At 72.5% G+C, this 22,035-nt stretch carries 23 protein-coding genes; 18 read left to right on the forward strand and 5 right to left on the reverse strand.

Translation table 11 applies throughout. The features are described from left to right. Positions 1-55 precede the first annotated feature (55 nt). The 10 genes from murC to dnaE all read left to right on the forward strand — a co-directional run bounded on the left by murC (position 56) and on the right by dnaE (position 11,277). Positions 56-1,426, forward strand: coding sequence for a UDP-N-acetylmuramate--L-alanine ligase (gene murC / locus ABZK10_RS13260; protein WP_353810545.1), 1,371 nt, complete (start codon positions 56-58; stop codon positions 1,424-1,426). Positions 1,427-1,655: 229 nt separating this feature from the next. Then, on the forward strand, positions 1,656-2,582 hold the full coding sequence (locus ABZK10_RS13265) for a cell division protein FtsQ/DivIB (protein WP_353809771.1): 927 nt from the start codon (positions 1,656-1,658) through the stop codon (positions 2,580-2,582). 143 nt (positions 2,583-2,725) lie between these two features. After that, positions 2,726-3,901, forward strand: coding sequence for a cell division protein FtsZ (ftsZ, locus tag ABZK10_RS13270; protein ID WP_353809772.1), 1,176 nt, complete (start codon positions 2,726-2,728; stop codon positions 3,899-3,901). A 19-nt stretch (positions 3,902-3,920) separates the two neighbouring features. Next, the gene (locus tag ABZK10_RS13275) at positions 3,921-4,619 is read left to right on the forward strand and encodes a YggS family pyridoxal phosphate-dependent enzyme (RefSeq protein WP_353809773.1); all 699 of its coding nucleotides are present in this window, start codon (positions 3,921-3,923) and stop codon (positions 4,617-4,619) included. Between the two features lie 15 nt (positions 4,620-4,634). Further along, positions 4,635-5,114, forward strand: a complete 480-nt coding sequence (locus ABZK10_RS13280) for a cell division protein SepF (protein WP_353809774.1) — start codon at positions 4,635-4,637, stop codon at positions 5,112-5,114. 6 nt (positions 5,115-5,120) lie between these two features. Next, entirely contained in the window at positions 5,121-5,426 is a 306-nt protein-coding gene (locus tag ABZK10_RS13285; protein ID WP_353809775.1) for a YggT family protein, read from the forward strand. Between the two features lie 116 nt (positions 5,427-5,542). Then, positions 5,543-6,229, forward strand: coding sequence for a DivIVA domain-containing protein (locus tag ABZK10_RS13290; RefSeq protein WP_353809776.1), 687 nt, complete (start codon positions 5,543-5,545; stop codon positions 6,227-6,229). 34 nt (positions 6,230-6,263) lie between these two features. Then, positions 6,264-6,797 carry a signal peptidase II gene (lspA, locus tag ABZK10_RS13295; protein ID WP_353809777.1) on the forward strand — a complete coding sequence of 178 codons (534 nt, stop codon included), beginning with the start codon at positions 6,264-6,266 and terminating at the stop codon, positions 6,795-6,797. A 1-nt stretch (position 6,798) separates the two neighbouring features. Then, positions 6,799-7,719, forward strand: a complete 921-nt coding sequence (locus ABZK10_RS13300) for an RluA family pseudouridine synthase (protein ID WP_353809778.1) — start codon at positions 6,799-6,801, stop codon at positions 7,717-7,719. Between the two features lie 90 nt (positions 7,720-7,809). After that, positions 7,810-11,277: a DNA polymerase III subunit alpha gene (dnaE, locus tag ABZK10_RS13305; RefSeq protein WP_436408542.1), complete on the forward strand. Its 3,468-nt coding sequence runs from the start codon at positions 7,810-7,812 to the stop codon at positions 11,275-11,277. A 57-nt stretch (positions 11,278-11,334) separates the two neighbouring features. Here dnaE and ABZK10_RS13310 read toward each other — a convergent pair whose 3' ends face one another. Next, a complete protein-coding gene (locus ABZK10_RS13310) occupies positions 11,335-11,829 on the reverse strand; it encodes a flavin reductase family protein (RefSeq protein WP_353809780.1) in 495 nt (164 codons plus the stop codon). 43 nt (positions 11,830-11,872) lie between these two features. Between ABZK10_RS13310 and hisD the strand changes: the two genes are divergently transcribed. Genes hisD through ABZK10_RS13325 form a run of 3 tightly spaced genes read left to right on the forward strand, consistent with a single transcriptional unit; the run spans position 11,873 to position 14,739 of the window. Beyond that, entirely contained in the window at positions 11,873-13,180 is a 1,308-nt protein-coding gene (hisD, locus tag ABZK10_RS13315; RefSeq protein WP_353809781.1) for a histidinol dehydrogenase, read from the forward strand. Between the two features lie 21 nt (positions 13,181-13,201). Further along, on the forward strand, positions 13,202-13,675 hold the full coding sequence (gene nrdR / locus ABZK10_RS13320) for a transcriptional regulator NrdR (protein ID WP_353809782.1): 474 nt from the start codon (positions 13,202-13,204) through the stop codon (positions 13,673-13,675). 26 nt (positions 13,676-13,701) lie between these two features. Further along, positions 13,702-14,739, forward strand: coding sequence for a quinone-dependent dihydroorotate dehydrogenase (locus ABZK10_RS13325; protein WP_353809783.1), 1,038 nt, complete (start codon positions 13,702-13,704; stop codon positions 14,737-14,739). A 46-nt stretch (positions 14,740-14,785) separates the two neighbouring features. Here the strand turns inward: ABZK10_RS13325 and ABZK10_RS13330 are convergent, their stop codons facing one another. Continuing rightward, positions 14,786-15,832, reverse strand: a complete 1,047-nt coding sequence (locus tag ABZK10_RS13330) for an App1 family protein phosphatidate phosphatase (protein WP_353809784.1) — start codon at positions 15,830-15,832, stop codon at positions 14,786-14,788. A gap of 108 nt (positions 15,833-15,940) precedes the next feature. Between ABZK10_RS13330 and ABZK10_RS13335 the strand changes: the two genes are divergently transcribed. The 5 genes from ABZK10_RS13335 (at position 15,941) to ABZK10_RS13355 (ending at position 19,931) form a co-directional block, all read left to right on the forward strand. Then, complete coding sequence (locus tag ABZK10_RS13335) at positions 15,941-16,612, forward strand: TetR/AcrR family transcriptional regulator (RefSeq protein WP_353809785.1); 672 nt, start codon at positions 15,941-15,943, stop codon at positions 16,610-16,612. Positions 16,613-16,781: 169 nt separating this feature from the next. Further along, complete coding sequence (locus ABZK10_RS13340) at positions 16,782-17,594, forward strand: ABC transporter ATP-binding protein (protein ID WP_353810546.1); 813 nt, start codon at positions 16,782-16,784, stop codon at positions 17,592-17,594. Then, entirely contained in the window at positions 17,591-18,274 is a 684-nt protein-coding gene (locus tag ABZK10_RS13345) for an ABC transporter permease (RefSeq protein ID WP_353809786.1), read from the forward strand. The genes ABZK10_RS13340 and ABZK10_RS13345 overlap by 4 nt, the downstream gene beginning before the upstream one ends. Beyond that, complete coding sequence (locus ABZK10_RS13350) at positions 18,271-19,011, forward strand: ABC transporter permease (RefSeq protein ID WP_353809788.1); 741 nt, start codon at positions 18,271-18,273, stop codon at positions 19,009-19,011. Before ABZK10_RS13345 ends, ABZK10_RS13350 begins: the two co-directional genes overlap by 4 nt. Next, the gene (locus tag ABZK10_RS13355; RefSeq protein ID WP_353809789.1) at positions 19,011-19,931 is read left to right on the forward strand and encodes an ABC transporter substrate-binding protein; all 921 of its coding nucleotides are present in this window, start codon (positions 19,011-19,013) and stop codon (positions 19,929-19,931) included. The genes ABZK10_RS13350 and ABZK10_RS13355 overlap by 1 nt, the downstream gene beginning before the upstream one ends. Here ABZK10_RS13355 and ABZK10_RS13360 read toward each other — a convergent pair. The 3 genes from ABZK10_RS13360 to ABZK10_RS13370 are packed head-to-tail and all read right to left on the reverse strand — an operon-like array spanning position 19,928 to position 22,009. Beyond that, complete coding sequence (locus ABZK10_RS13360) at positions 19,928-20,668, reverse strand: DedA family protein (RefSeq protein WP_353809790.1); 741 nt, start codon at positions 20,666-20,668, stop codon at positions 19,928-19,930. The genes ABZK10_RS13355 and ABZK10_RS13360 overlap by 4 nt on opposite strands. 10 nt (positions 20,669-20,678) lie before the next feature. Next, entirely contained in the window at positions 20,679-21,617 is a 939-nt protein-coding gene (locus ABZK10_RS13365) for a M56 family metallopeptidase (protein WP_353809791.1), read from the reverse strand. Between the two features lie 8 nt (positions 21,618-21,625). Continuing rightward, positions 21,626-22,009 carry a BlaI/MecI/CopY family transcriptional regulator gene (locus ABZK10_RS13370; RefSeq protein WP_353809792.1) on the reverse strand — a complete coding sequence of 128 codons (384 nt, stop codon included), beginning with the start codon at positions 22,007-22,009 and terminating at the stop codon, positions 21,626-21,628. Positions 22,010-22,035: the final 26 nt, after the last annotated feature.

Raw genomic sequence — 22,035 nt, forward strand, 5'->3', positions numbered from 1 at the left:
CACCCACCAGAGGAGCCCTCCGCACGTGACGATCAAGCCCGACACCTCCATCGAGATGCCCGAGACCATCGGCGCCGTCCACTTCGTCGGCATCGGGGGTTCCGGCATGAGCGGCATCGCGCGGCTCTTCCTCGGTGCCGGCCATCTCGTGACGGGGTCGGACGTGCGGGACTCCGACAACATCCGCGCGCTCCGCGAGCTCGGGGCGACCGTCTCGATCGGGCACGACGCCGCGCACGTCGGCGATGCCGACACGGTCGTCGTCACCGGCGCGCTCTGGCAGGACAACCCCGAGTACCGGTACGCCCTCGAGCACGGCATCCCGGTGCTGCACCGCTCGCAGGCGCTCGCCTGGCTGATCCGCTCGCAGCGCCTCATCTCGGTCGCCGGCGCGCACGGCAAGACGACCTCCACCGGCATGATCATCACGGGCCTCATCGGCCTCGGCCAGGACCCGAGCTTCGTCAACGGCGGCGTGATCCAGGCGCTCGGCACCAGCTCTGCCCGCGGCACGGGCGAGTGGTTCGTCGTCGAGGCGGACGAGTCCGACGGCTCGTTCCTGCTCTACGACACCTCGGTCGCGCTGGTCACCAACGTCGACCCCGACCACCTCGACCACTACGGCTCGTTCGAGGCGTTCGAGGACGCCTTCGTGACGTTCGCCGAGCGCGCCCGCGAGCTCGTCGTCATCTCCTCCGACGACCCGGGCGCACTGCGCGTGAAGGACCGCCTCGACCACCCGCGCGTCGTGACGTTCGGCGAGGCCGACTCGGCCGACGTGCGCGTGCACTCGATCGTCGCCGACGGCCCGGTCGCCTTCTCGATCGACCACGCCGGCGCCACGCACCGGGCGCAGCTCGCGGTTCCGGGCGTGCACAACGCCATCAACGCCGCGGGCGCCTTCGCCGTGCTCGTCGGCCTCGGGTTCGACCCGGCCGACGCGCTGGCCGCCATCGCGGAGTTCGGCGGCACGGGCCGCCGGTTCGAGCTGCACGGCACGGTCGGGGGCGTGAGCGTCTACGACGACTACGCGCACCACCCCACCGAGGTCGCGGCGGCGCTGTCGGGCGCCCGCACGGTCGTGGGCGGGGGGCGCATCATCGCGGTGCACCAGCCCCACCTGTACAGCCGCACGCGCATGTTCGCGGGCGAGTTCGCCGAGGTGCTGGAGACCCTCGCCGACGAGACCGTCGTGCTCGACGTCTACGGCGCGCGCGAGGACCCCGAGCCCGGGGTGACCGGCCAGCTCGTCGCCGACCGCTTCAACGACCCGTCGAAGGTCGCGTTCGTCGCCGACTGGCAGGAGGCCGCCGACCACACCGCGCGCATCGCCCGGCCCGGCGACTTCGTGATCACCCTCGGCTGCGGCGACGTCTACCGCATCGTGCCCCAGCTGCTCGGATCGCTCGAGCGCGAGCGCGGCTGAGGGCGCGCCGCGCGTGAAGCGCCCGCAGGGCTTCGACGGCCGGCCGAGGCGGCCGGCCGGGTCGCCCGGGCGGCCCGAGCCGGCGGCTGACACGCCGGCCGGCGCGCCCGCGGGCGACGGGGGAGGTCGGTCGACGCCCGCGCCGGCGCGTGGGTCGCGGTCGGCAGAGGCCGCGACGCCGCCACCAGCGCCCGCCCCGTCGCGCGTGGCACCGCCCGCGCCGTCCCGGGTGCCGCAGCCCGGGGCGACGTCGGACGTCGACGCGCAGCTGACCGAGCCCATCCCGCTCGTGCGCGGCGCCGGGCTCCTCGACGTGCCCGAGGACGCGCCGGAGGCGACGACGACGGATGCCGACGACGCGACGTCCGCCGACGCGCCGGCGCCCGGCGGGTGGCGCGCCGCGCGCGAGCTCCGCCGGGCAACCCGGCGCCGCCGCAGGTACGAGCGCGCGGAGGTGCGCCGCTTCACGAAGCGCCAGCGCAACCGCCGCATCGCGTGGGCCGCGGCGATCGGGAGCGTGGTGCTGGTCGTCGGCGGCCTGACGGCCGCCGCCTACTCGCCGCTGATGGCCGTGCAGGAGATCGCGATCTCCGGCGCCGGGGACCACGTCGACGCCGATGCCGTGGCTGCCGCGCTCGACGCGCAGCGCGGCACGCCGCTCCCGCTCGTCGACGACCGCGCCGTGGGTGAGGCGCTCGCGGCGTTCCCCGCGATCCAGACCTGGGCGCTCGAGCGGCGACCGCCGGGCACGCTGGTCGTGCGCATCGTCGAGCGCACGCCGATCGCGGTGGTCGCCGGCGGTCCCGGGTTCCGCGTGGTCGATGGCGCCGGCATCGTGCTCGAGGAGCATGAGGCGCGTCCCGACGGACTGCCGCTCGTCGACGCGGAGGGCGGGCTCGCGGGCGACGGCTTCCGCGCCGCGAGCGCGGTGCTGCGCGCGCTGCCCGACGAGTTGCGTGCGAGCGTGCGGTCGGCGTCGGCGGCGACCGCCGACGACGTGCGGCTGGAGCTCGCGGGCGGAGCGAGCGTGATCTGGGGGAGCGCTGAGGAGTCGGCGCTCAAGGCCGCCGTCCTCGCGAGGCTGGTCGAGGCCGCGCCCCCCGGGACGGTGTCGCGCTACGACGTCTCGTCGCCGCGCAGCGCCGTCACGAGCTGACCCGGATCGCGACACGCGGCGCGTCGTGCGCCGATCGGGGGGCCGCCCGCCTACCGTCGAGGTCAGGGAAATTGCATACTCTGCAAAACTTTAACCTTATACCTGAGGTTGAGGCTTGAAAGTATCGCACGGAGGGCCGGACAGTGTCGACAAACCAGAACTACCTCGCCGTCATCAAGGTCGTCGGCATCGGCGGTGGCGGCGTGAACGCCGTCAACCGCATGATCGAGCTCGGTCTCCGCGGAGTCGAGTTCATCGCGATCAACACCGACGCGCAGGCGCTGCTCATGAGCGACGCCGACGTCAAGCTCGACGTCGGCCGCGACCTCACGCGCGGGCTCGGTGCGGGCGCGGACCCCGAGGTCGGCCGCCGCGCGGCGGAGGACCACGCGGAGGAGATCGAGGAGGCGCTCGCGGGCGCCGACATGGTCTTCGTGACCGCGGGCGAGGGCGGCGGCACCGGCACCGGAGGCGCCCCGGTCGTCGCGCGCATCGCGAAGTCGATCGGCGCGCTGACCATCGGTGTCGTGACCAAGCCCTTCAGCTTCGAGGGCAAGCGCCGGCAGACGCAGGCCGAGCAGGGCGTCGCCACGCTGAAGAACGAGGTCGACACCCTCATCGTGGTGCCGAACGACCGCCTGCTCGAGATCAGCGACCGCGGCATCTCGATGCTCGAGGCGTTCTCGACCGCCGACCAGGTGCTCCTCGCCGGTGTGCAGGGCATCACCGACCTGATCACCACCCCGGGCCTCATCAACCTCGACTTCGCCGACGTCAAGTCGGTCATGCAGGGAGCGGGCTCGGCGCTCATGGGCATCGGATCGTCCCGTGGAGCGGACCGCGCGATCAAGGCCGCCGAGCTGGCGGTGGCGTCGCCACTGCTCGAGGCGTCCATCGACGGCGCCCACGGGGTGCTGCTGTCGATCCAGGGCGGGTCGAACCTCGGCATCTTCGAGATCAACGACGCGGCCCGCCTCGTGCAGGAGGCGGTGCACCCGGAGGCGAACATCATCTTCGGCGCCGTCATCGACGACACCCTCGGCGACGAGGTCCGCGTGACCGTCATCGCCGCCGGGTTCGACGGCGGCGAGCCGTCGCCCATCCGCGAGGAGCTCGAGGCCGGAACGTTCGGCAGCGCCGCGATCGGCGCAGGCGGCGCCGTCGCGGCGGCCGAGACCGAGCTGTCGATCGAGGAGCTCGTCGAGAGCGCCTCGTGGTCGACGGCCGAGCAGCCGACCGCGACCGCGGACGCGATCGTCGGCGACCCCGCCTTCGACGAGCAGCCCGACGACCTCGACATCCCCGACTTCCTCAAGTGACGTCGCGGAGCGCCGCGCGATGAGCGGTTCCACGCTCGCCGAGCGGCTCGAGGCGGTTCGCGGGCGGGTGGCGGAAGCGGCGCGCGACGCCGGGCGCGACCCGGCCGGGATCACCACGATCGTCGTGACCAAGTTCCATCCCGCGTCGCTCGTCCGAGAGCTCGCAGCGCTCGGCGTGCGCGACATCGGCGAGAACCGCCACCAGGAGGCGCAGGCGAAGGCCCGCGAGCTCGCCGACCTCGACCTGCGCTGGCACTTCGTCGGGCAGCTGCAGCGGAAGAAGGCGCGGCAGGTGCGGGCGTACGCGTCCGTGGTCCACTCGGTCGACCGGGTCGAGCTCGTCGACGTGCTCGCCTCCGAGGAGGCATCCGTCGACTGCTTCGTGCAGGTCAACCTCACCGACGACTCGGGGCGCGGCGGCGCCACCGGCGACGACGTGCTGCGGGTCGCCGAGGCGGCCGAGGCCGCACCCGGGCTGCGCCTCAGGGGGCTCATGGCGGTCGCACCGCTGGGGGAGGAGCCCCGCCGGGCGTTCGCCCGCGTGCGGGCCCTCTCCGCCCGCGTCGTCGCCGATATCGCCCCGACGGCCACCGACCTGTCGATCGGCATGTCCGGCGACTTCCGCGAGGCGGTGCTCGAAGGCGCGACACACCTGCGGATCGGCACCGCAATCACCGGAAACCGGCCCGATCCCGCATACCCTCGAAGAGACGACTGACACACGGAGGTTGCGATGTCCAACCCGCTTCGGAAGACGATGGTCTACCTCGGCCTCGCCGACGAGGAGCTCGAGCCGGAGGCTCCCGCGGCCGCGGCGCATCCTGCCCCCGTGGCGCACGCCGCGCCGGCACCCAAGGGGGGCGGCGCCCCCGTGACCCCGCTGCGGAAGCCCACCGCGGCACCCACCCCGAGCCCACAGCAGGCGGACATGAACGAGATCCTCACCGTGCACCCCCGGCAGTACCGCGACGCGCAGGTCATCGCGGAGTCGTTCCGCGACGGCGTGCCCGTCATCATCAACCTCTCGCAGATGAGCGACGGCGACGCGCGCCGCCTCATCGACTTCGCGAGTGGCCTCTCGCAGGGCCTCCATGGCAAGATCGAGCGCGTGACGAACAAGGTGTTCCTGCTCTCGCCCGCCCACGTCGTGGTGTCGGGTGAGTCCAGCGAGGTCGAGAGCGACGTCGAGGCGTCGTTCTTCAGCCACGCCTGACCCGCCGTGGGTGCCATCGCGTTCATCGCGACCCTGCTGTACTACGTCCTGCTCCTCTACTTCTTCACCATGTGGGCGCGCTTCGTGCTCGATCTGGTGCGCACCTTCAACCGGTCGTGGCGCCCGCGTGGCGGCTGGCTGGTCGTCGTCGAGCTGGTCTACACGGTGACGGACCCGCCCGTGAAGTTCTTCCGTCGCGTGGTCCCGCCCCTGCGCGTCGGGCAGGTGGCCTTCGACTTCGGCTGGAGCATCGCCATGCTCGTCGTGATCGTGCTGCTCTGGATCGTCGGCGGCATCTCGCGACTCGCCTGACCATCTGCTGCGAACCGTGACACCAGGTCCGCATCCGGTCCGCGCGGTCCGCGCGCCGTTTGCTACCGTTAGCTGAACGTGATCAAACAGATCGAGCATTGTGAGGTTGGAACGCCATGGCGCTAACTCCCGAAGACGTGGTCAACAAGCGGTTCCAGGCGACGAAGTTCCGCGAGGGCTACGATCAGGACGAGGTCGACGACTTCCTCGATGAGGTGGTCGTCGAGCTGCGCCGACTCAACCAGGAGAACGACGAGCTGCGCCAGCGGCTCGCGCAGGCCGAGGCCAAGGCCGCCCAGCAGCCCGCCGCTCCCGCCCCGGCGCCGGCTCCCCAGCCCGCGTACGCCGAGCCCGCCCCGCAGCCCCCGACGGTCGCCGTGCCGGCCCCGCCCGCCCCGGTCTCCGAGGTCGACGAGCAGACCAGCACCACGAACCTGCTGCAGCTCGCGCGCCGCCTGCACGAGGAGCACGTCCGCGAGGGCATCGAGAAGCGCGACGCGCTCATCGCCGAGGGCCACGCCACCGCCGCGCGCGTCGTCGCCGAGGCCGAGGCCAAGCAGCGCGCCCAGATCGGCAAGCTCGACCAGGAGCGCGCCGCGATCGAGAAGCGCGTCGACGAGCTCCGCTCGTTCGAGCGCGACTACCGCCAGAAGCTGAAGTCGTACATCGAGGGCCAGCTCCGCGACCTCGACCAGGCGGCTCCCGTGTCGCCCGCCGCGCCGCAGCAGGGCGGTTACGCCCCGGTGAGCGCCGGTGGCGTCGACGCGCCGCAGCAGCCGACGTACCAGGCCTTTGGAGGCTAGGCGCGCCCGGCGCGTCCGCATCAGCGTGCTGGTCGTGCTCGTCGCCATCGCCGCGACGGTGTACGGGCTCGACCAGCTCTCGAAGCACCTCGTCGTCACCCACCTGACCGAGGGCGAGATCGTCCCCGTGCTGGGGCCGGTGCTGCAGTGGCAGTTCGTCCGCAACCCCGGTGCCGCGTTCTCGTTCGCCAGCGGCATGACCTGGGTCTTCACGATCCTCGCGGTCGGCGTACTGACCTTCATCATCTGGTTCGCCGGCCGCATCCGCTCGATCGCGTGGGCCGTCGTGTTCGGCCTCCTGCTCGGCGGCGTGCTGGGCAACCTGACCGACCGGCTCGTGCGCGAGCCGGGCTTCGGCGTCGGCCACGTCATCGACTTCATCTCGATGCCGTGGATGCTGCCGGCGATCTACAACGTCGCCGACATGGGCATCGTGTTCAGCATGGTGCTGTTCCTGATCCTCACCATCCGGGGCGTCGGCCTCGACGGCGAGCGGCAGGTGCCGCCCGGGAAGGACGCGCCCGAACCCGACCCGGTCGCCGACGGCCCCGACGCGCGCGAGGCCTGACGTGGAGCATCGGATGCTGCCGGTGCCCGACGGGCTCGACGGCGTGCGCGTCGATGCCGGGCTGGCGAAGCTGCTCGGCTTCTCGCGCACCCTGGCGGCCGAGATCGCCGGTGGGGGCGGCGTGCGCCTCGACGGCGGCGAGGTCGGCAAGTCCGACCGGCTGCGCGGCGGATCGATGCTGGAGGTGTCGTGGGAGCCGCCCCGCGCGCCGACGATCGAGCCGATCGCGGTACCAGACCTCGGCATCGTGCACGACGACGACGACATCGTCGTGGTCGACAAGCCGGCCGGCGTCGCCGCGCACCCCTCGCTCGGGTGGGAGGGGCCGACCGTGGTCGGCGCCCTGGCCGCCGCGGGCTTCCGCATCTCCACCTCGGGCGCGCCCGAGCGGCAGGGCGTCGTGCACCGGCTGGACGCCGGCACGTCCGGCCTCATGGTGGTCGCGAAGTCGGAGCGGGCCTACACGGCGCTGAAGCGCGCGTTCCACGACCGCGAGGTCGAGAAGATCTACCACACGCTCGTGCAGGGACTGCCCGACCCGCTGCGCGGCACCATCGACGCGCCGATCGGCCGGCACCCGAGGTCGGACTGGAAGTTCGCGGTCACGGCCGCCGGCAAGCACGCCGTCACGCACTACGAGCTGCTCGAGGCGTTCCCGTACGCGTCGCTGCTCGAGGTGCACCTGGAGACGGGCCGCACGCACCAGATCCGCGTGCACATGGCCGCCCAGCGGCATCCGTGCGCCGGCGACGCCATGTACGGCGCCGACCCGGCCCTGTCGGCCCGGCTGGGGCTCACGCGGCAGTGGCTGCACGCCGTGCAGCTGGCGTTCGCGCACCCCGCGACGGGCGAGTGGTCGACGTTCCGTTCCGACTACCCGGCCGACCTCGCGCACGCCCTCGATGTCGTGCGGCACGATTAGTCTTCGAACACCGAACCGCATCGAGAACCCTCCGGGAGCACCGTGTCCGACGATGGCTTCGTCCACCTCCACGTCCACACCGAGTACTCGATGCTCGACGGAGCCGCCCGCGTGGGCGAGCTGGTGGCCGCGGCGAAGGAGCAGGGCCAGCCCGCCATCGCGATGACCGACCACGGCAACGTGTTCGGCGCCTACGACTTCTGGAAGCAGGCGACGGATGTCGGCATCAAGCCGATCATCGGCACCGAGGCGTACCTGACGCCGGGCACCGCGCGCGGCGACAAGACCCGCGTGCGCTGGGGCAACGGCGGCGGTGATGACGTGTCGGGCGCCGGCGCCTACACGCACATGACGCTGCTCGCGCAGGACACGGCGGGCATGCACAACCTGTTCCGGCTGAACTCGCTGGCCTCCATCGAGGGCTACTACTTCAAGCCGCGCATGGACCGCGAGCTGCTCGAGACCTACGGGAAGGGCCTCATCGCCACGACCGGCTGCCCGTCTGGCGAGGTGCAGACCCGGCTCCGGCTGGGCCAGTACGACGAGGCGGTGCGGGCCGCCGCCGACTTCCGCGACATCTTCGGGAAGGAGAACTTCTTCTGCGAGGTGATGGACCACGGGCTCGGCATCGAGCGCCGCATCCAGGGCGACCTCATCCGCCTCGCGAAGGAGCTCGACCTGCCGCTGGTCGCGACCAACGACCTGCACTACACGCACGCCGACGACGCGAAGAGCCACGCGGCGCTGCTCTGCGTGCAGTCGGGCTCGACGCTCGACGACCCCAACCGGTTCAAGTTCGACGCCGACGACTTCTACCTCCGCTCCGCGGCGGAGATGCGCCGCACCTGGAGCGAGTACCCCGAGGCCTGCGACAACACGCTGCTCATCGCCGAGCGCTGCGAGGTCGAGTTCAACACGAGCGCGAACTACATGCCGCGCTTCCCCGTGCCCGCGGGCGAGAACGAGGAGAGCTGGTTCGTCAAGGAGGTCGAGAAGGGGCTGCACGAGCGGTATCCCGCCGGCATCCCCGACACGGTGCGGAAGCAGGCCGACTACGAGGTCGGCGTCATCGTGCAGATGGGCTTCCCCGGCTACTTCCTCGTCGTCGCCGACTTCATCAACTGGTCCAAGCGCAACGGCATCCGCGTCGGCCCGGGCCGCGGCTCGGGCGCCGGCTCGATGGCCGCGTACGCGATGAGGATCACCGACCTCGACCCGCTCGAGCACGGCCTCATCTTCGAGCGGTTCCTGAACCCCGACCGCGTCTCGATGCCCGACTTCGACGTGGACTTCGACGAGCGTCGTCGCGGCGAGGTCATCAAGTACGTGACCGACAAGTACGGCGACGAGCGCGTCGCGCAGATCGTCACCTACGGCACGATCAAGGCCAAGCAGGCCCTGAAGGACTCGTCGCGCGTGCTCGGCTTCCCGTTCGGCATGGGGGAGAAGCTCACCAAGGCCATGCCGCCCGCCGTGATGGGCAAGGACATCCCGCTCTCGGGCATCTTCGACCGCGACCACCCGCGGTACAAGGAGGCCGGCGACATCCGGGCCCTGATCGAGACCGACCCGGAGGCGAAGACGGTCTTCGACACCGCGGTCGGCCTCGAGAACCTGAAGCGCCAGTGGGGCGTGCACGCCGCGGGCGTGATCATGTCGAGCGAGCCGCTGATCGACATCATCCCGATCATGAAGCGCGAGCAGGACGGCCAGATCGTCACGCAGTTCGACTACCCCGCGTGCGAGTCGCTCGGCCTGATCAAGATGGACTTCCTGGGGCTGCGCAACCTCACGATCATCGACGACGCGCTCGACAACATCGAGGCCAACCGCGGGTTCCGCCCGGTGCTGGAAGACCTGGCGCTCGACGACCGCGAGGCCTACGAGCTGCTGGGGCGCGGCGACACGCTCGGCGTGTTCCAGCTCGACGGCGGGCCCATGCGCTCGCTGCTGCGCCTCATGAAGCCCGACAACTTCGAGGACATCTCGGCGGTCATCGCCCTCTACCGCCCGGGCCCGATGGGCGCGAACTCGCACACGAACTACGCGCTGCGCAAGAACGGGCAGCAGGAGATCACGCCGATCCATCCGGAGCTCGCGGAGCCGCTGAAGGACATCCTCGACACCAGCTACGGCCTCATCATCTACCAGGAGCAGGTGATGGCGATCGCGCAGAAGGTCGCCGGCTTCAGCCTCGGCCAGGCCGACATCCTGCGCCGCGCGATGGGCAAGAAGAAGAAGTCGGAGCTCGACAAGCAGTACGCGGGCTTCCAGCAGGGCATGCACGACAACGGCTACTCGGATGCCGCGGTCAAGATGCTCTGGGACATCCTCCTGCCGTTCTCCGACTACGCCTTCAACAAGGCGCACTCCGCCGCCTATGGCGTGCTGAGCTACTGGACGGCGTACCTGAAGGCCCACTACCCGGCCGAGTACATGGCGGCCCTGCTGACGAGCGTCGGCGACGCGCGCGACAAGCTCGCGATGTACCTCAACGAGTGCCGTCGCATGGGCATCAAGGTGCTGCCGCCCGACGTCAACGAGTCGATCGGCTTCTTCGCGGCCGTCGGGGAGGACATCCGCTTCGGCCTCGGCGCGGTGCGCAACGTCGGCTTCAACGTCGTCGAGGCCATCCGCGCGTCCCGCGAGGAGCAGGGACGGTTCGAGTCGTTCCACGACTTCCTGAAGAAGGTGCCGATCCCCGTCGCGAACAAGCGCACGGTCGAGTCGCTCGCGAAGGCGGGCGCGTTCGACTCGCTCGGCCACACCCGCCGTGCCCTCGTCGAGGTGCACGAGCAGGCGGTGGAGTCGGCCGTCAAGGACAAGCGCGCCGAGGCGAACGGCGACGTCGGGTTCGACTTCGACAGCCTGTTCGAGGAGCACGAGCGGGCGCCGGTCGCGCAGGTGCCGGAGCGCCCCGAGTGGGCCAAGCGCGACAAGCTCGCGTTCGAGCGCGAGATGCTCGGCCTCTACGTCTCCGACCACCCGCTCGCGGGGCTCGAGGTGCCGCTCGCGAAGCACGCGTCGACGACCATCACCGACCTGGTGTCGTCGGATGCGACCCAGGACGGCGACACGGCGACGATCGCGGGCCTCGTCACGAGCGTGCAGCACCGCGTGGCGCGCTCCAGCGGCAACCAGTACGGCATGATCCAGGTCGAGGACTTCTCCGGCGAGATCACCGTGATGTTCATGGGCAAGGCGTACCAGGAGTACTCGCACGCGCTCCAGGCCGACACGATCGCGGTGGTCCGCGGCCGGGTGAGCCTGCGCGACGACGGCATGAACCTGCACGCGTACAGCCTCATGCAGCCCGAGCTCGGCCAGGGCGAGGAGACGGGGCCGGTGGTCATCTCCCTGCCCGACCAGCGCGCCACGACCGACACGGTCACGGCGCTCGGCGAGGTGCTCGGCCGGCACGCCGGCGGCACCGAGGTGCGGTTGAAGCTGACCAGGGGCGGCACCGCGCGGGTGTTCGAGCTGCCGTTCCCGGTGCGCGTGACGCCCGACCTGTACGGCGAGCTGAAGAGCCTGCTCGGGCCGAACTGCCTGGTCTGAGCGGCCGGTTCCGAGCGGCGTTGCCTGGTCCGAGCCGCCGGACCGCGCCGACCGGCGTCAGACGACGTCGCCGGGTGCCCGGTAGCTGCGCTCGTGGTACAGCAGGGGCACGTCGGGCTCGCCGATCGCCCCCTCGTCGACGCGCAGCACGACGACGGCGCTCTCGTGCACCTCGAACCGTTCGAGGATGCGCCCGCCCATCCACGCGGTGACCCCGTCGAGCACGGGGGCGCCGCCCGGGCCGGAACGCCACGCGACCGACGCGAAGCGCTGCTCGCGGGGCCCCGCCATGCGTTCGGCGAGACCGCGGTTGCGGGCGCCGAGCATGTGCACCACGAGGTGCGAGGCGGATGCCACGGCGGGCCAGGTCGACGCCGATCGCGCCATGTTGAACGTCGCCATCGGCGGCACCGCGGCGAGCGACGCGACGGAGGTCGCCGTGAACGCGGCGGGCGCGCCGTCGGGGTCGAGCACGGTCACGATCGCGACGCCTGCGGCGTGCCGCCGGAAGGCGTGGCGGAACGCGTCGAGGTCGACGGGGGAGGCGGTCACGGAGCATCCGTTCGATCGGGGCTGGCGGTAGGCTGGCCGGGCCATGATGCAGACGATCGACCTCCGCGGAACCCAGCCTACCGCCGCCGAACTGCTCGCCCTCGTTCCCCGTTCGGGCAGCGACGTGGCCGACGCCGAGCACGTGGCCGCCGAGCTCGTCGCCGACGTGCGCGCGCGGGGGGCAGCCGCGCTCCTCGACCAGTCGGAGCGGTTCGACGGCGTGCGTCCCGAGGCGCTGCGGGTGCCGCGCTCCCACCTCGACGAGGCCCTCGCGGCGCTCGATCCCGCCGTGGCCGACGCCGCCCGCGAGACGATCCGGCGCGTGCGCGCGGCGAGCGCGGCCCAGGTGCCGCCGCCCGGGCGCACCGAGCTGGGAGACGGCGCGGTCGTCGAGCAGCGGTGGCAGCCCGTGGGCCGCGTCGGGCTGTACGTGCCCGGCGGCAAGGCCGTCTACCCGTCGAGCGTGATCATGAACGTCGTCCCGGCGCAGGTCGCCGGGGTCGCCTCGATCGCGATCGCGTCGCCCGCGCAGACCGCGCACGACGGGCGCGTGCACCCGACGATCCTCGCGATCGCCGCGCTGCTCGGCGTCGACGAGGTGTACGCCATGGGCGGCGCCGGCGCCATCGGCGCGTTCGCGTACGGCGTGCCCGACGCCGGCCTCGAGCCGGTGCAGGTCGTCACCGGTCCCGGCAACCGGTTCGTCGCGGCCGGCAAGCGCGTCGTGCGCGGCGTGGTCGGCATCGACGCCGAGGCCGGGCCGACCGACATCCTGGTGATCGCCGACGCGAGCGCCGACGCCGACCTCGTCGCATCCGACCTCGTCAGCCAGGCCGAGCACGACGAGCTCGCCGCGGCGGTGCTCGTCACCGACGACGCCGCGTTCGCCGACGCCGTGGCCGAGCGCCTGGCCGCGCGCCAGGCGGCGACTCGGCACGCCGACCGCGTCCGTGCGTCGCTGACTGGCGAGCAGTCCGCGACCGTGCTCGTCGACGACCTCGCGCAGGCCGCGGCGTTCGCCAACGCCTTCGGCCCCGAGCACCTCGAGATCCAGGTCGCCGACCCCGATGCGGTGCTGGCGCTGATCGAGAACGCGGGTGCGATCTTCATCGGCCCGTACTCGCCGGTGAGCCTCGGCGACTACTCGGCCGGCTCCAACCACGTGCTGCCGACGGGTGGGCACGCACGGTTCGGCTCGGGGCTGTCCGCGGCGACGTTCCTGCGCCCGCAGCAGGTGGTGCGCTACGACGAGCGCGGCCTCGCCGCCGTCGCCGACGGCATCGACGCCCTGGCGCTGGCGGAGGAGCTCCCGGCGCACGCCGAGGCGGTCCGCGCCCGCTTCGCGCGCTGACGCGCTCGTAGACTGGCGATCATGTTCTGCCCGTTCTGCCGTCATCCCGACTCGCGCGTGATCGACTCCCGCACCACCGACGACGGGCTGTCGATCCGTCGCCGCCGCCAGTGCCCCAACTGCGGCCGCCGGTTCAGCACGACCGAGACCGCGAGCCTCGTCGTCATCAAGCGCTCCGGCGTCGTCGAGCCGTTCAGTCGCGACAAGGTCGTCACGGGCGTGAAGAAGGCCTGCCAGGGCCGCCCGGTCACGGAGTCCGACCTCGCCGTGCTCGCGCAGAAGGTCGAGGAGACGATCCGCTCGACGGGCGCGTCGCAGATCGAGGCGAACGACATCGGGCTCGCGATCCTCGCGCCGCTGCGCGACCTCGACGAGGTGGCGTACCTGCGCTTCGCGAGCGTGTACCAGGCGTTCGAGTCGCTCGACGACTTCGAGTCGGCGATCGCGCAGCTGCGCGCCGAGCACGGGCGCCTGCCCGCGCGCTCGGCGGAGTAGGCCCGCCCCGATATCCTGTCCGAGGCATGTATCGCATCCTCTTCTCCCTCGTCCTCAGCCGGCTCGACCCGGAGCGTGCGCATCACCTCGCCTTCGCGGTGATCCGGCGCCTGCCGTGGCTCGGCCTCGGCCGGCTCGTCGCGGCGTTCACCCGCCCCGCGCCGGAACTCGCCGTGCAGGCGCTCGGGCGCACCTTCCCGTCGCCGTTCGGCATCGCCGCGGGATTCGACAAGGACGGCCTCGGCATCGTCGGCCTCGGCCAGCTGGGGTTCGGGCACGTCGAGGTCGGCACCCTCACGGCGCTCGCGCAGCCGGGCAACCCGAAGCCGCGCCTGTTCCGCCTCGTGCCCGACCGCGCGGTAATCAACCGCATGGGGTTCAACAACGGGGGAGCGGATGCGGCGGCGCTGCGCATCGCGCAGCTGCGGCGCCGCCGGGCGCCGATGCCGGTGCTCGGCGTGAACATCGGCAAGAGCCGGGTGACCGCCGTGGAGGACGCGATCGGCGACTACCGGCGCAGCGCGCGCGTGCTCGCGCCGCTCGCCGACTACCTCGTGGTGAACGTCAGCTCGCCGAACACGCCGGGCCTGCGCGGGCTCCAGGAGCTCGAGTCCCTCGAGCCGCTGCTCGCCGCCGTGCGCGACGAGTGCGGGTCGACGCCGCTGCTGGTCAAGATCGCGCCCGACCTCACCGACGAGCAGGCCCGGCGCATCGCCCGCCTCGCCGTCGACATGGGCCTCGCCGGCATCATCGCGACGAACACGACGATCTCCCGGGAAGGACTGAGCTCACCGGCATCCGTCGTCGAGGCGGCCGGGGCCGGCGGGCTGTCCGGCGCGCCGCTCGCGGCCCGCTCGCTCGAGGTGCTCCGCCGCATCCGCGAGGTCGTGCCGCCCGAGCTGTGCGTGATCTCGGTCGGCGGGGTCGAGACCGCCGCCGACGTGCAGGAGCGGCTGGACGCCGGGGCCGACCTCGTGCAGGGCTACACCGGGTTCCTCTACCGGGGCCCGCTCTGGGCGGCATCGATCAACCGGGGGCTCGCGCAGCTGCGCCGCGGGCGCTGACGCACCCGCCGGACCAGGTCGAGCCCGTCAGCGCAGGTCGCACCCGTCAGAGCAGGTCGAGCTGCTCCATGCGGGCGACGATCTCGGCGCCGTCGTTGGCGGAGATCCAGGGCGCGCTGACCCCGTGCAGCTCGGCACGCGAGCGCCCGCCGGCGAGCACCGCCTCGCCCGCGGAGAGCTGGCGGATCGCGATGGCCGCCACGCGCTCCGGATGCTCCGCGGCGAACTCGCCGTAGATCTCCTCGTCGTGCTGGCCGTCGTCGCCGATGAGCACCCAGCGGATGTCGGGGAACTCCTCCGCGAGGCGCCGGAGGTTGTCCTCCTTGTGGATGCGGCCGCTGCGGAAGAGGCGGTCGTGCGTGGGCCCCCAGTCGGTGAGGAGCAGCGGCCCCGCGGGGTACAGGTTGCGCGAGAGGAACCGGGTGAGGGTCGGCGCGACGTTCCACGCGCCCGTGCTGAGGTAGATGACCGGGGCGTCCGGGTGCGCACGCGAGAGTCGCTCGAGGAGCACCGCCATGCCGGGGGTGGGCATGCGCGCGTGCTCGTCGAGCACGAACGTGTTCCAGGCCGCGAGCATGGGGCGGGGCAGCGCCGTGACCATGACCGTGTCGTCGACGTCGGAGATGATGCCGAAGCGGGTGCCCGGTGCGATCACGTCGATGGGCGCGCGCTGGTCGACCCCGCCGTCGGTCGACAGCACCGCCTCGTGCCGCCCCGGCTCGAGCGACACCGGAACGGTCGCGTCGACCACGCCGCCGCGGTCGGCGACGACCTCCATCTCCTGCCCGCCGATGCGGATGCGCACCGCGACGTCGCCGACGGGCACGCTGGTGAAGCTGCGCCAGCCGCGGATGCCCTGCTCGCGACGCGCGCGCGTGCGCGCGCTGCCGCGCGCGTCGGTCGGCTTGCTGAGCAGCACGCGGCAGAGGATGCGCACCCACTCGACCGATCCGTACCCGGCATAGGGCACGATCGTCGGCACGTGGCCGCGGCGCCGTGCGGACCGCTCGCGGATGCCGTGGAACCAGTCCTCGATCCGTGCGGCCCGGTGCACGCGCGCCACGCGCTGGCCGGAAGCAGGGGTCGGGCGCATTCGTCCAGTCTCGCACGACGGGCACCTCCGACGGGCGGGGGTGTGGTGAGCCTCCACCGCCTCCCCGCAAACGGGGGGTAGACTCGGCACCTCAGTCAGGGAGGTAACGTGCCGACAGGTGACCTGCTCCGCGGAACCGGCGGAGCGCCGACGGCGATCCGGGTGACCCCGGCCCAGCAACGAGCGGAGCGCCGTCTCGACGCGCTCCTCGACACGGCCGCGGAGATCGTCGACGACCTGGGTCCGGAGCTCATCACGACCGCGCAGGTCGCCGAGCGCTCGGGGGCGTCGATCGGCACCGTGTATCGCTACTTCCCCGATCGGCTCGCCGTGCTCCGGGCGCTGCGCGAACGGTGCGTGCACCGCTTCCGCGACCGGCTCGCCGCGGCCATCGCCGAGGATGAGGTCACCGACCCGTGGCACGTCGTGGAGCACAGCGTGCTCGTCGCGGCGTCGTGCTACCGCGAGGAGCCCGGGTTCCGCGTCGTCCGCGTCGTCGAGCGCGACCGCGTGGTCGGCGACGACGGCGTGCTCGCTGCGGCGTTCGCGGACGACCTCGCCGCGTTCGTGCAGGAGCACTTCGGGCTGCCGGAGGACAGCGCGCTGCGCCGGCGGTTCGACGTGGCCGTCGAGGTCGCCGACGCGCTGCTCGCGCGCGCGTTCGCGGCCGACGTGCGCGGCGACGACTGGTACGTCGACGAGTGCCTGGCGATCCTCCGTGCGTACCTCGGCGACTCGATCTCGCTCGATGCGGAATTCGAGGCGGCGCCGGTCGGTTGAGCCCGGGGAACGTCACCGCTTCGTCATGCGTCCGCGACCCCGACGGTCGGGGGTGCTCCGTAGGGTGACTGCAGTACCGGAGCCGGGTGCATCCGATCTTGCGTGTCGCTCCGAATGATGTTCAGGTGGAACACGGCCGGGCGGGCGCCCGGGGGGAGGGCCCGACATGGTGATCGAGTTCCGAGGGGTGTCGAAGCGCTTCGACGACGGCACGCTGGCCGTCGCGGACGTCGACATCGTGATGCCGCCGCACAAGACGACCGTCCTGGTCGGCTCGTCCGGGTCGGGCAAGACGACGCTGCTGCGCATGATCAACCGCATGGTCGACCCGACCGACGGGCAGGTGCTCATCGACGACCAGGACGTCGCCCTGAGCGATCCCGTGCGCCTCCGGCGCGGCATCGGGTACGTCATGCAGAACTCCGGACTGCTGCCGCACCGGAAGGTGATCGACAACGTCGCCACCGTGCCCCTGCTGCGCGGCACGCCACGGCGCGAGGCGCGCGCGCACGCGCTCGAGCTGCTCGACACGGTGGGCCTCGACCGGTCGCTCGCCGATCGCTATCCGGGCCAGCTCTCCGGCGGCCAGCAGCAGCGCGTGGGCGTCGCCCGCGGGCTCGCGGTCGACCCGAACATCCTGCTGATGGACGAGCCGTTCGGCGCGGTCGACCCGATCGTGCGCGCCGAGCTCCAGCAGGAGCTCCTGCGGCTCCAGCGCGACCTCGGCAAGACGGTCGTGTTCGTCACCCACGACATCGACGAGGCGTTCCTGCTGGGCGACCAGGTGGTCATCCTGAAGACCGGCGGCGAGATCGTGCAGAGCGGCACCCCGGCCGAGATCCTCGCGCACCCCGCGGACGCGTTCGTGGCGGGCTTCGTCGGCGCCGACCGCGGCAAGCGCGCGCTGCACGTGACCGAGGTCGACGGCCGGCAGGTGGTCGTCGACGACGACGGCCGTCCGGCCGGGGTGCTCGCTTCGTGAGCTGGATCCTCGCGAACCTCGACCTGATCGGGGAGCTCGCCCTCGTCCACCTGCGCCTCGCGGTGCCGCCGATCGTGCTCGCGTTCCTGATGAGCGTGCCGATCGGCTGGGTCGCCTGGCGCTACGCGTGGTCGCGCGGGGTGCTGCTCAGCGTGATCGGGCTCATCTACGCGATTCCGTCGCTGCCGCTGTTCGTCGCGCTGCCCGCCATCCTCGGCACCTCGCGCCGGAGCGAACTCAACGTCGTCATCGCGCTCACGCTCTACGGCATCGCGCTCATGGTGCGCTCGGCGGCCGACGGCTTCGGCGGCGTCGACCGCGACATCCGCCAGTCGGCGACCGGCGTCGGATTCTCGGCCTGGCGCCGGTTCTGGCAGGTCGAGCTCCCGCTGGCCGGACCGGTGCTGCTCGCCGGGCTCCGCGTGGTGGCGGTCAGCACGGTCAGCCTGGTCACGGTCGGGGCGGTGATCGGGGTGCAGAGCCTCGGCAGCCTGTTCACCGACGGCTTCCAGCGCGGCATCCAGGCGGAGATCTGGGCCGGAATCCTCGCGACCATGCTCCTGGCGTTCGCGATCGACGGCCTGCTGGTCGTCGCGGGGCGGCTCGTCATGCCGTGGACCCGCGCGGGCGCCCGTTCGGCGGGTACGCGACGCACCGGCCGGAAGGCGGTGGCCGCATGAACCTGTTCGCCGAGGCGTTCGCGTGGCTGCTCGACCCCGCCAACTGGGAGGGGCCGTCGGGCATCGGCGTGCTGCTGGCGCAGCACGTGGTCATCACGTTCGGCGTCGTGGCCATCGCGTGCGGCATCGGCATCCCGCTCGGCATGCTCGTCGGGCACACGGGTCGCGGCCGCGAGGTCGTGGTGACGCTCTCGGGCGGCCTGCGCGCACTGCCCTCGCTCGGCGTGCTCACGCTCGTGGCGCTCTGGCTCGGCATCGGCGTCGCCGGCCCGGCGGTCGCGCTCGTGGTGCTCGCCGTGCCGTCGGTGCTCGCCGGCACCTACTCGGCCATCGAGGCGGTCGACCGGCGCACGGTCGACGCCGCCCGCGGCATGGGCATGACGGAGCGCCAGATCATCCTCGGGGTCGAGACGCCGATCGGCCTGCCCACGCTCATCGGCGGCGTCCGCACCGCGGTGCTGCAGGTGGTGGCGACCGCCACGCTCGCGGCGTACGTCGGTGCCGGCGGGCTCGGCAGCATCCTCTTCCTGGGGCTGAAGACGGGCGACTACACGCTCATGCTCGCGTCCTCCATGCTCGTGATCGCGCTCGCGCTCGTCCTCGACGGCGTGTTCGCGCTCCTCCAGCGGATCGTGGTCCCCGCCGGCGTGCGGGCGACGCGTTCCGACGATCTTCGCGGCCGGTCGACCCGGCGGGCCGCGACCACGGGGCAACCCGCAACCGAAGGGAACACCTGATGCATCACACCGCACCACGACGGCTCGCACTCGCGGCGGTCGCGCTCGGCGCGACCGTGGCACTCGCGGCCTGCGGCACGAGCGAATCGGTCGACGGGGGCGACGCCTCCGCCGACGCATCCGGACCGCTCGTCGTCGGCTCGCAGGACTACTACTCGAACGAGATCATCGCGGAGATCTACGCGCAGGCGCTCGAGGCCAACGGCTTCGAGGTCGAGCGCGAGTTCCGCATCGGCCAGCGCGAGGTCTACATCCCCGAGATCGAGTCGGGGGCGATCGACGTGTTCCCCGAGTACACGGGGAACCTGCTGCAGTACTACGTGCCCGACACGACCGCGACCACGAGCGACGACGTGTACGCCGAGCTCACCACTGCGCTGCCCGAGGGCCTCAGCGTGCTCGACCAGGCGCCGGCCACCGACCAGGACTCCTACAACGTCACGCAGGCGTTCTCCGACGAGTTCGGCGTGACCAGCCTCGCCGACCTCGCCGACGTGCCCGAGGACCTCACGCTCGGCGGCAACTCCGAGCTCGAGACGCGCCCGTACGGCCCGGACGGCCTCGCCGAGGTCTACGGCGTCGAGGTCGGGTTCACCGCCATCGAGGACAGCGGCGGCCCGCTCACCCTCAAGGCGCTGGAGGACGACGACGTGCAGCTCGTGAACATCTTCAGCGCGAACCCGGCGATCGCGACCAGCGCACTGGTCACCCTCGAGGACCCGGAGGGCCTGTTCCTGGCCTCGAACGTCGTGCCGGTCGTGAGCGACCGGGTCGACGCGGAGGCCGCCGACGTGATCGACGCGGTGAGCGCCGCGCTGACCGCAGAGGACCTCGTCGCGCTGAACGCCCAGAGCGTCGACGAGCAGCTGTCGGCGAGCGACATCGCCGCCGGCTGGCTCGAGGAGCAGGGCCTCTTCTAGGCCCGCGTGTGCTGCCGGCCGGGGCCGGATGCGGTGGACGTCTCGTCCGCGGCATCCGGCCCCGTCGTCGTCTCGGCGGTCTCGGCGTCCGCGAGCTCGTGCGCGTGCATGTGTCGCGCCTCGATGCGGTGCACGATGCGCTTGACCAGCAGCACGACCAGCGCGAAGACGACGATCGCGGCGACGAACAGGTAGCCCGCCCAGTGCAGCTCGTCGGAGAGCTCGCGGTAGCCGCCGGCCGCCGCGGAGCCCGCGCCGACGTAGGCGAACGACCAGATGACGCAGGCGGGAGCGGTCCACGCGAGGAAGCGCCGGTACGACATCGTGCTCATGCCCACCGTGAGGGGGATGAGGGAGTGCAGCACCGGCAGGAAGCGCGACAGGAACACGGCGATGCCGCCCCGGCGTTCGAGGTAGGTCTGGGCGCGGTGCCAGTTGGACGCGCCGATCCACCGGCCGACGCGGCTGGCGCGCAGGTGCGGGCCGAACCAGCGCCCGATCGCGAACCCGATCGACTCGCCCGCGAGCGCCCCGACGATGACGGTGAGCGCGAGGGCGACGAACTGCACCGGGCCCTCCACGCCCGTGCTCGAGACCAGCACGATGGTGTCGCCCGGAACCACGAGGCCGATCAGCACCGACGTCTCGAGCATGATCGCGAGTCCGGCGAGGAACGTGCGCAGCACCGGGTCGACGGATGCCACGGAGTCGAGCACGACGTCGAGCAGCTGGTTCACGAGGTGCAGGCTATGCGGCCGACATGAAAGCCAGCACAGAGAACAGCGGGAACGCGACCAGCGCCGTCGAGGCCGCGACCACCGTCGCGACGGCGAGCGGGCCGAGCGGTCGCGCCGGCGCGGTGAGGCGGCGCCGACGGATCTCGAGCGTCGTGCGGTCGACCACCGCGCGGCCGGTGCCGTGCCCCGCGGCCTCGGCGGCTCCCCACGCCGTGCCGATGCGCTCGACGGCGTCGGCGAGCACCGTGCGGTCGACCTCGCGCGTCGCGCGGTCGTCGGCGAGCAGCTCGACGAGGCGCGACACCGAGCGCTCGGCGCGGTTGGCGATGGGGAACCAGGGCAGCGCCTGGTTCCAGGCGCGGAACGCGAGCAGCACGAGGTGGTGGTACTGGCGCAGGTGCGTCGACTCGTGCGCGAGCACCGCGTCGAGTTCGCGCGGCTCCAGCGCGTCGACGAGTCCTTCGCTCAGCACCGTGACGGTGGTGACGCCGGGCAGGCAGTAGGCGACGGGCACCGGGTGGTCGAGCACCACGGTGCCGGGGCGCGCGGGGTCCGCGCGGCCGAGCAGCCCCACGAGCGAGACGTGCCGGCGGCGGTCCCGCTCGACCTGCACGGCCGTGGCGAAGAGCGTGAGGAGCAGGAGGGTGGAGAGGATGACCGCCGCGGACAGCGCGAACAGGTGCACCACGCCGACCGCGGGCGGCAGCGGACCGGCCCACAGGTGCGCCCCGAGCTCGTCGACCGCCTGCGCGGCGCCGCCCGGGAAGGGCAGGAGCGCGACCCCGAGCAGTGCGCCGATCATCGCGACGCCGCCGCCGAGCGCGATCGACTGCCAGAGCAGCAGCGCGAGCCCGGGCGCGCGCAGCGTCCAGGCGGCGCGCTCGAGCGCGAGCGGCACCGGCCAGGCGAGTGCGAGCGCCAGTGCGCCCACGAGCACGACGAGCAGCATCGGCGTCGTCAGCCGAGCAGGCGGCGCAGGGTCTCGGCCTCGCGCGCGTCCACGGTGCCGACGAAGCGCGCGAGCGCCGCCTCGCGATCGGATGCCTCGTCGAGCAGCTCGCGCATGAGCTCGGCCGTGTGATCGGCCGGCGTGCCGGTCGGCCGGTAGCGGCGCGGGCGCACGGCGCGGTCGGAGGCGACCATGCCCTTGGACTCGAGGCGCGACAGCACGGTGAGCACCGTGGTCAGCGCCGGCGTCCGGGTGGGTGCCGCGCCCGCGGCATCCGTCGCCTGCTCCGCGGGGCGGGCGAGCCGGGCGATGAGGTCGCGCGCCGGGATCGGCGCGTCGGCGGCCCAGAGCGCGCGCATGATCGCACCCTCCAACTCGCCGAGACTCGCCATGCGTCAAGGCTACCGCGGTTTCCCTG

It is taken from the genome of Agromyces sp. SYSU T00194 (genome assembly GCF_040496035.1).
Classification (GTDB): Bacteria; Actinomycetota; Actinomycetes; order Actinomycetales; family Microbacteriaceae; genus Agromyces; species Agromyces chitinivorans.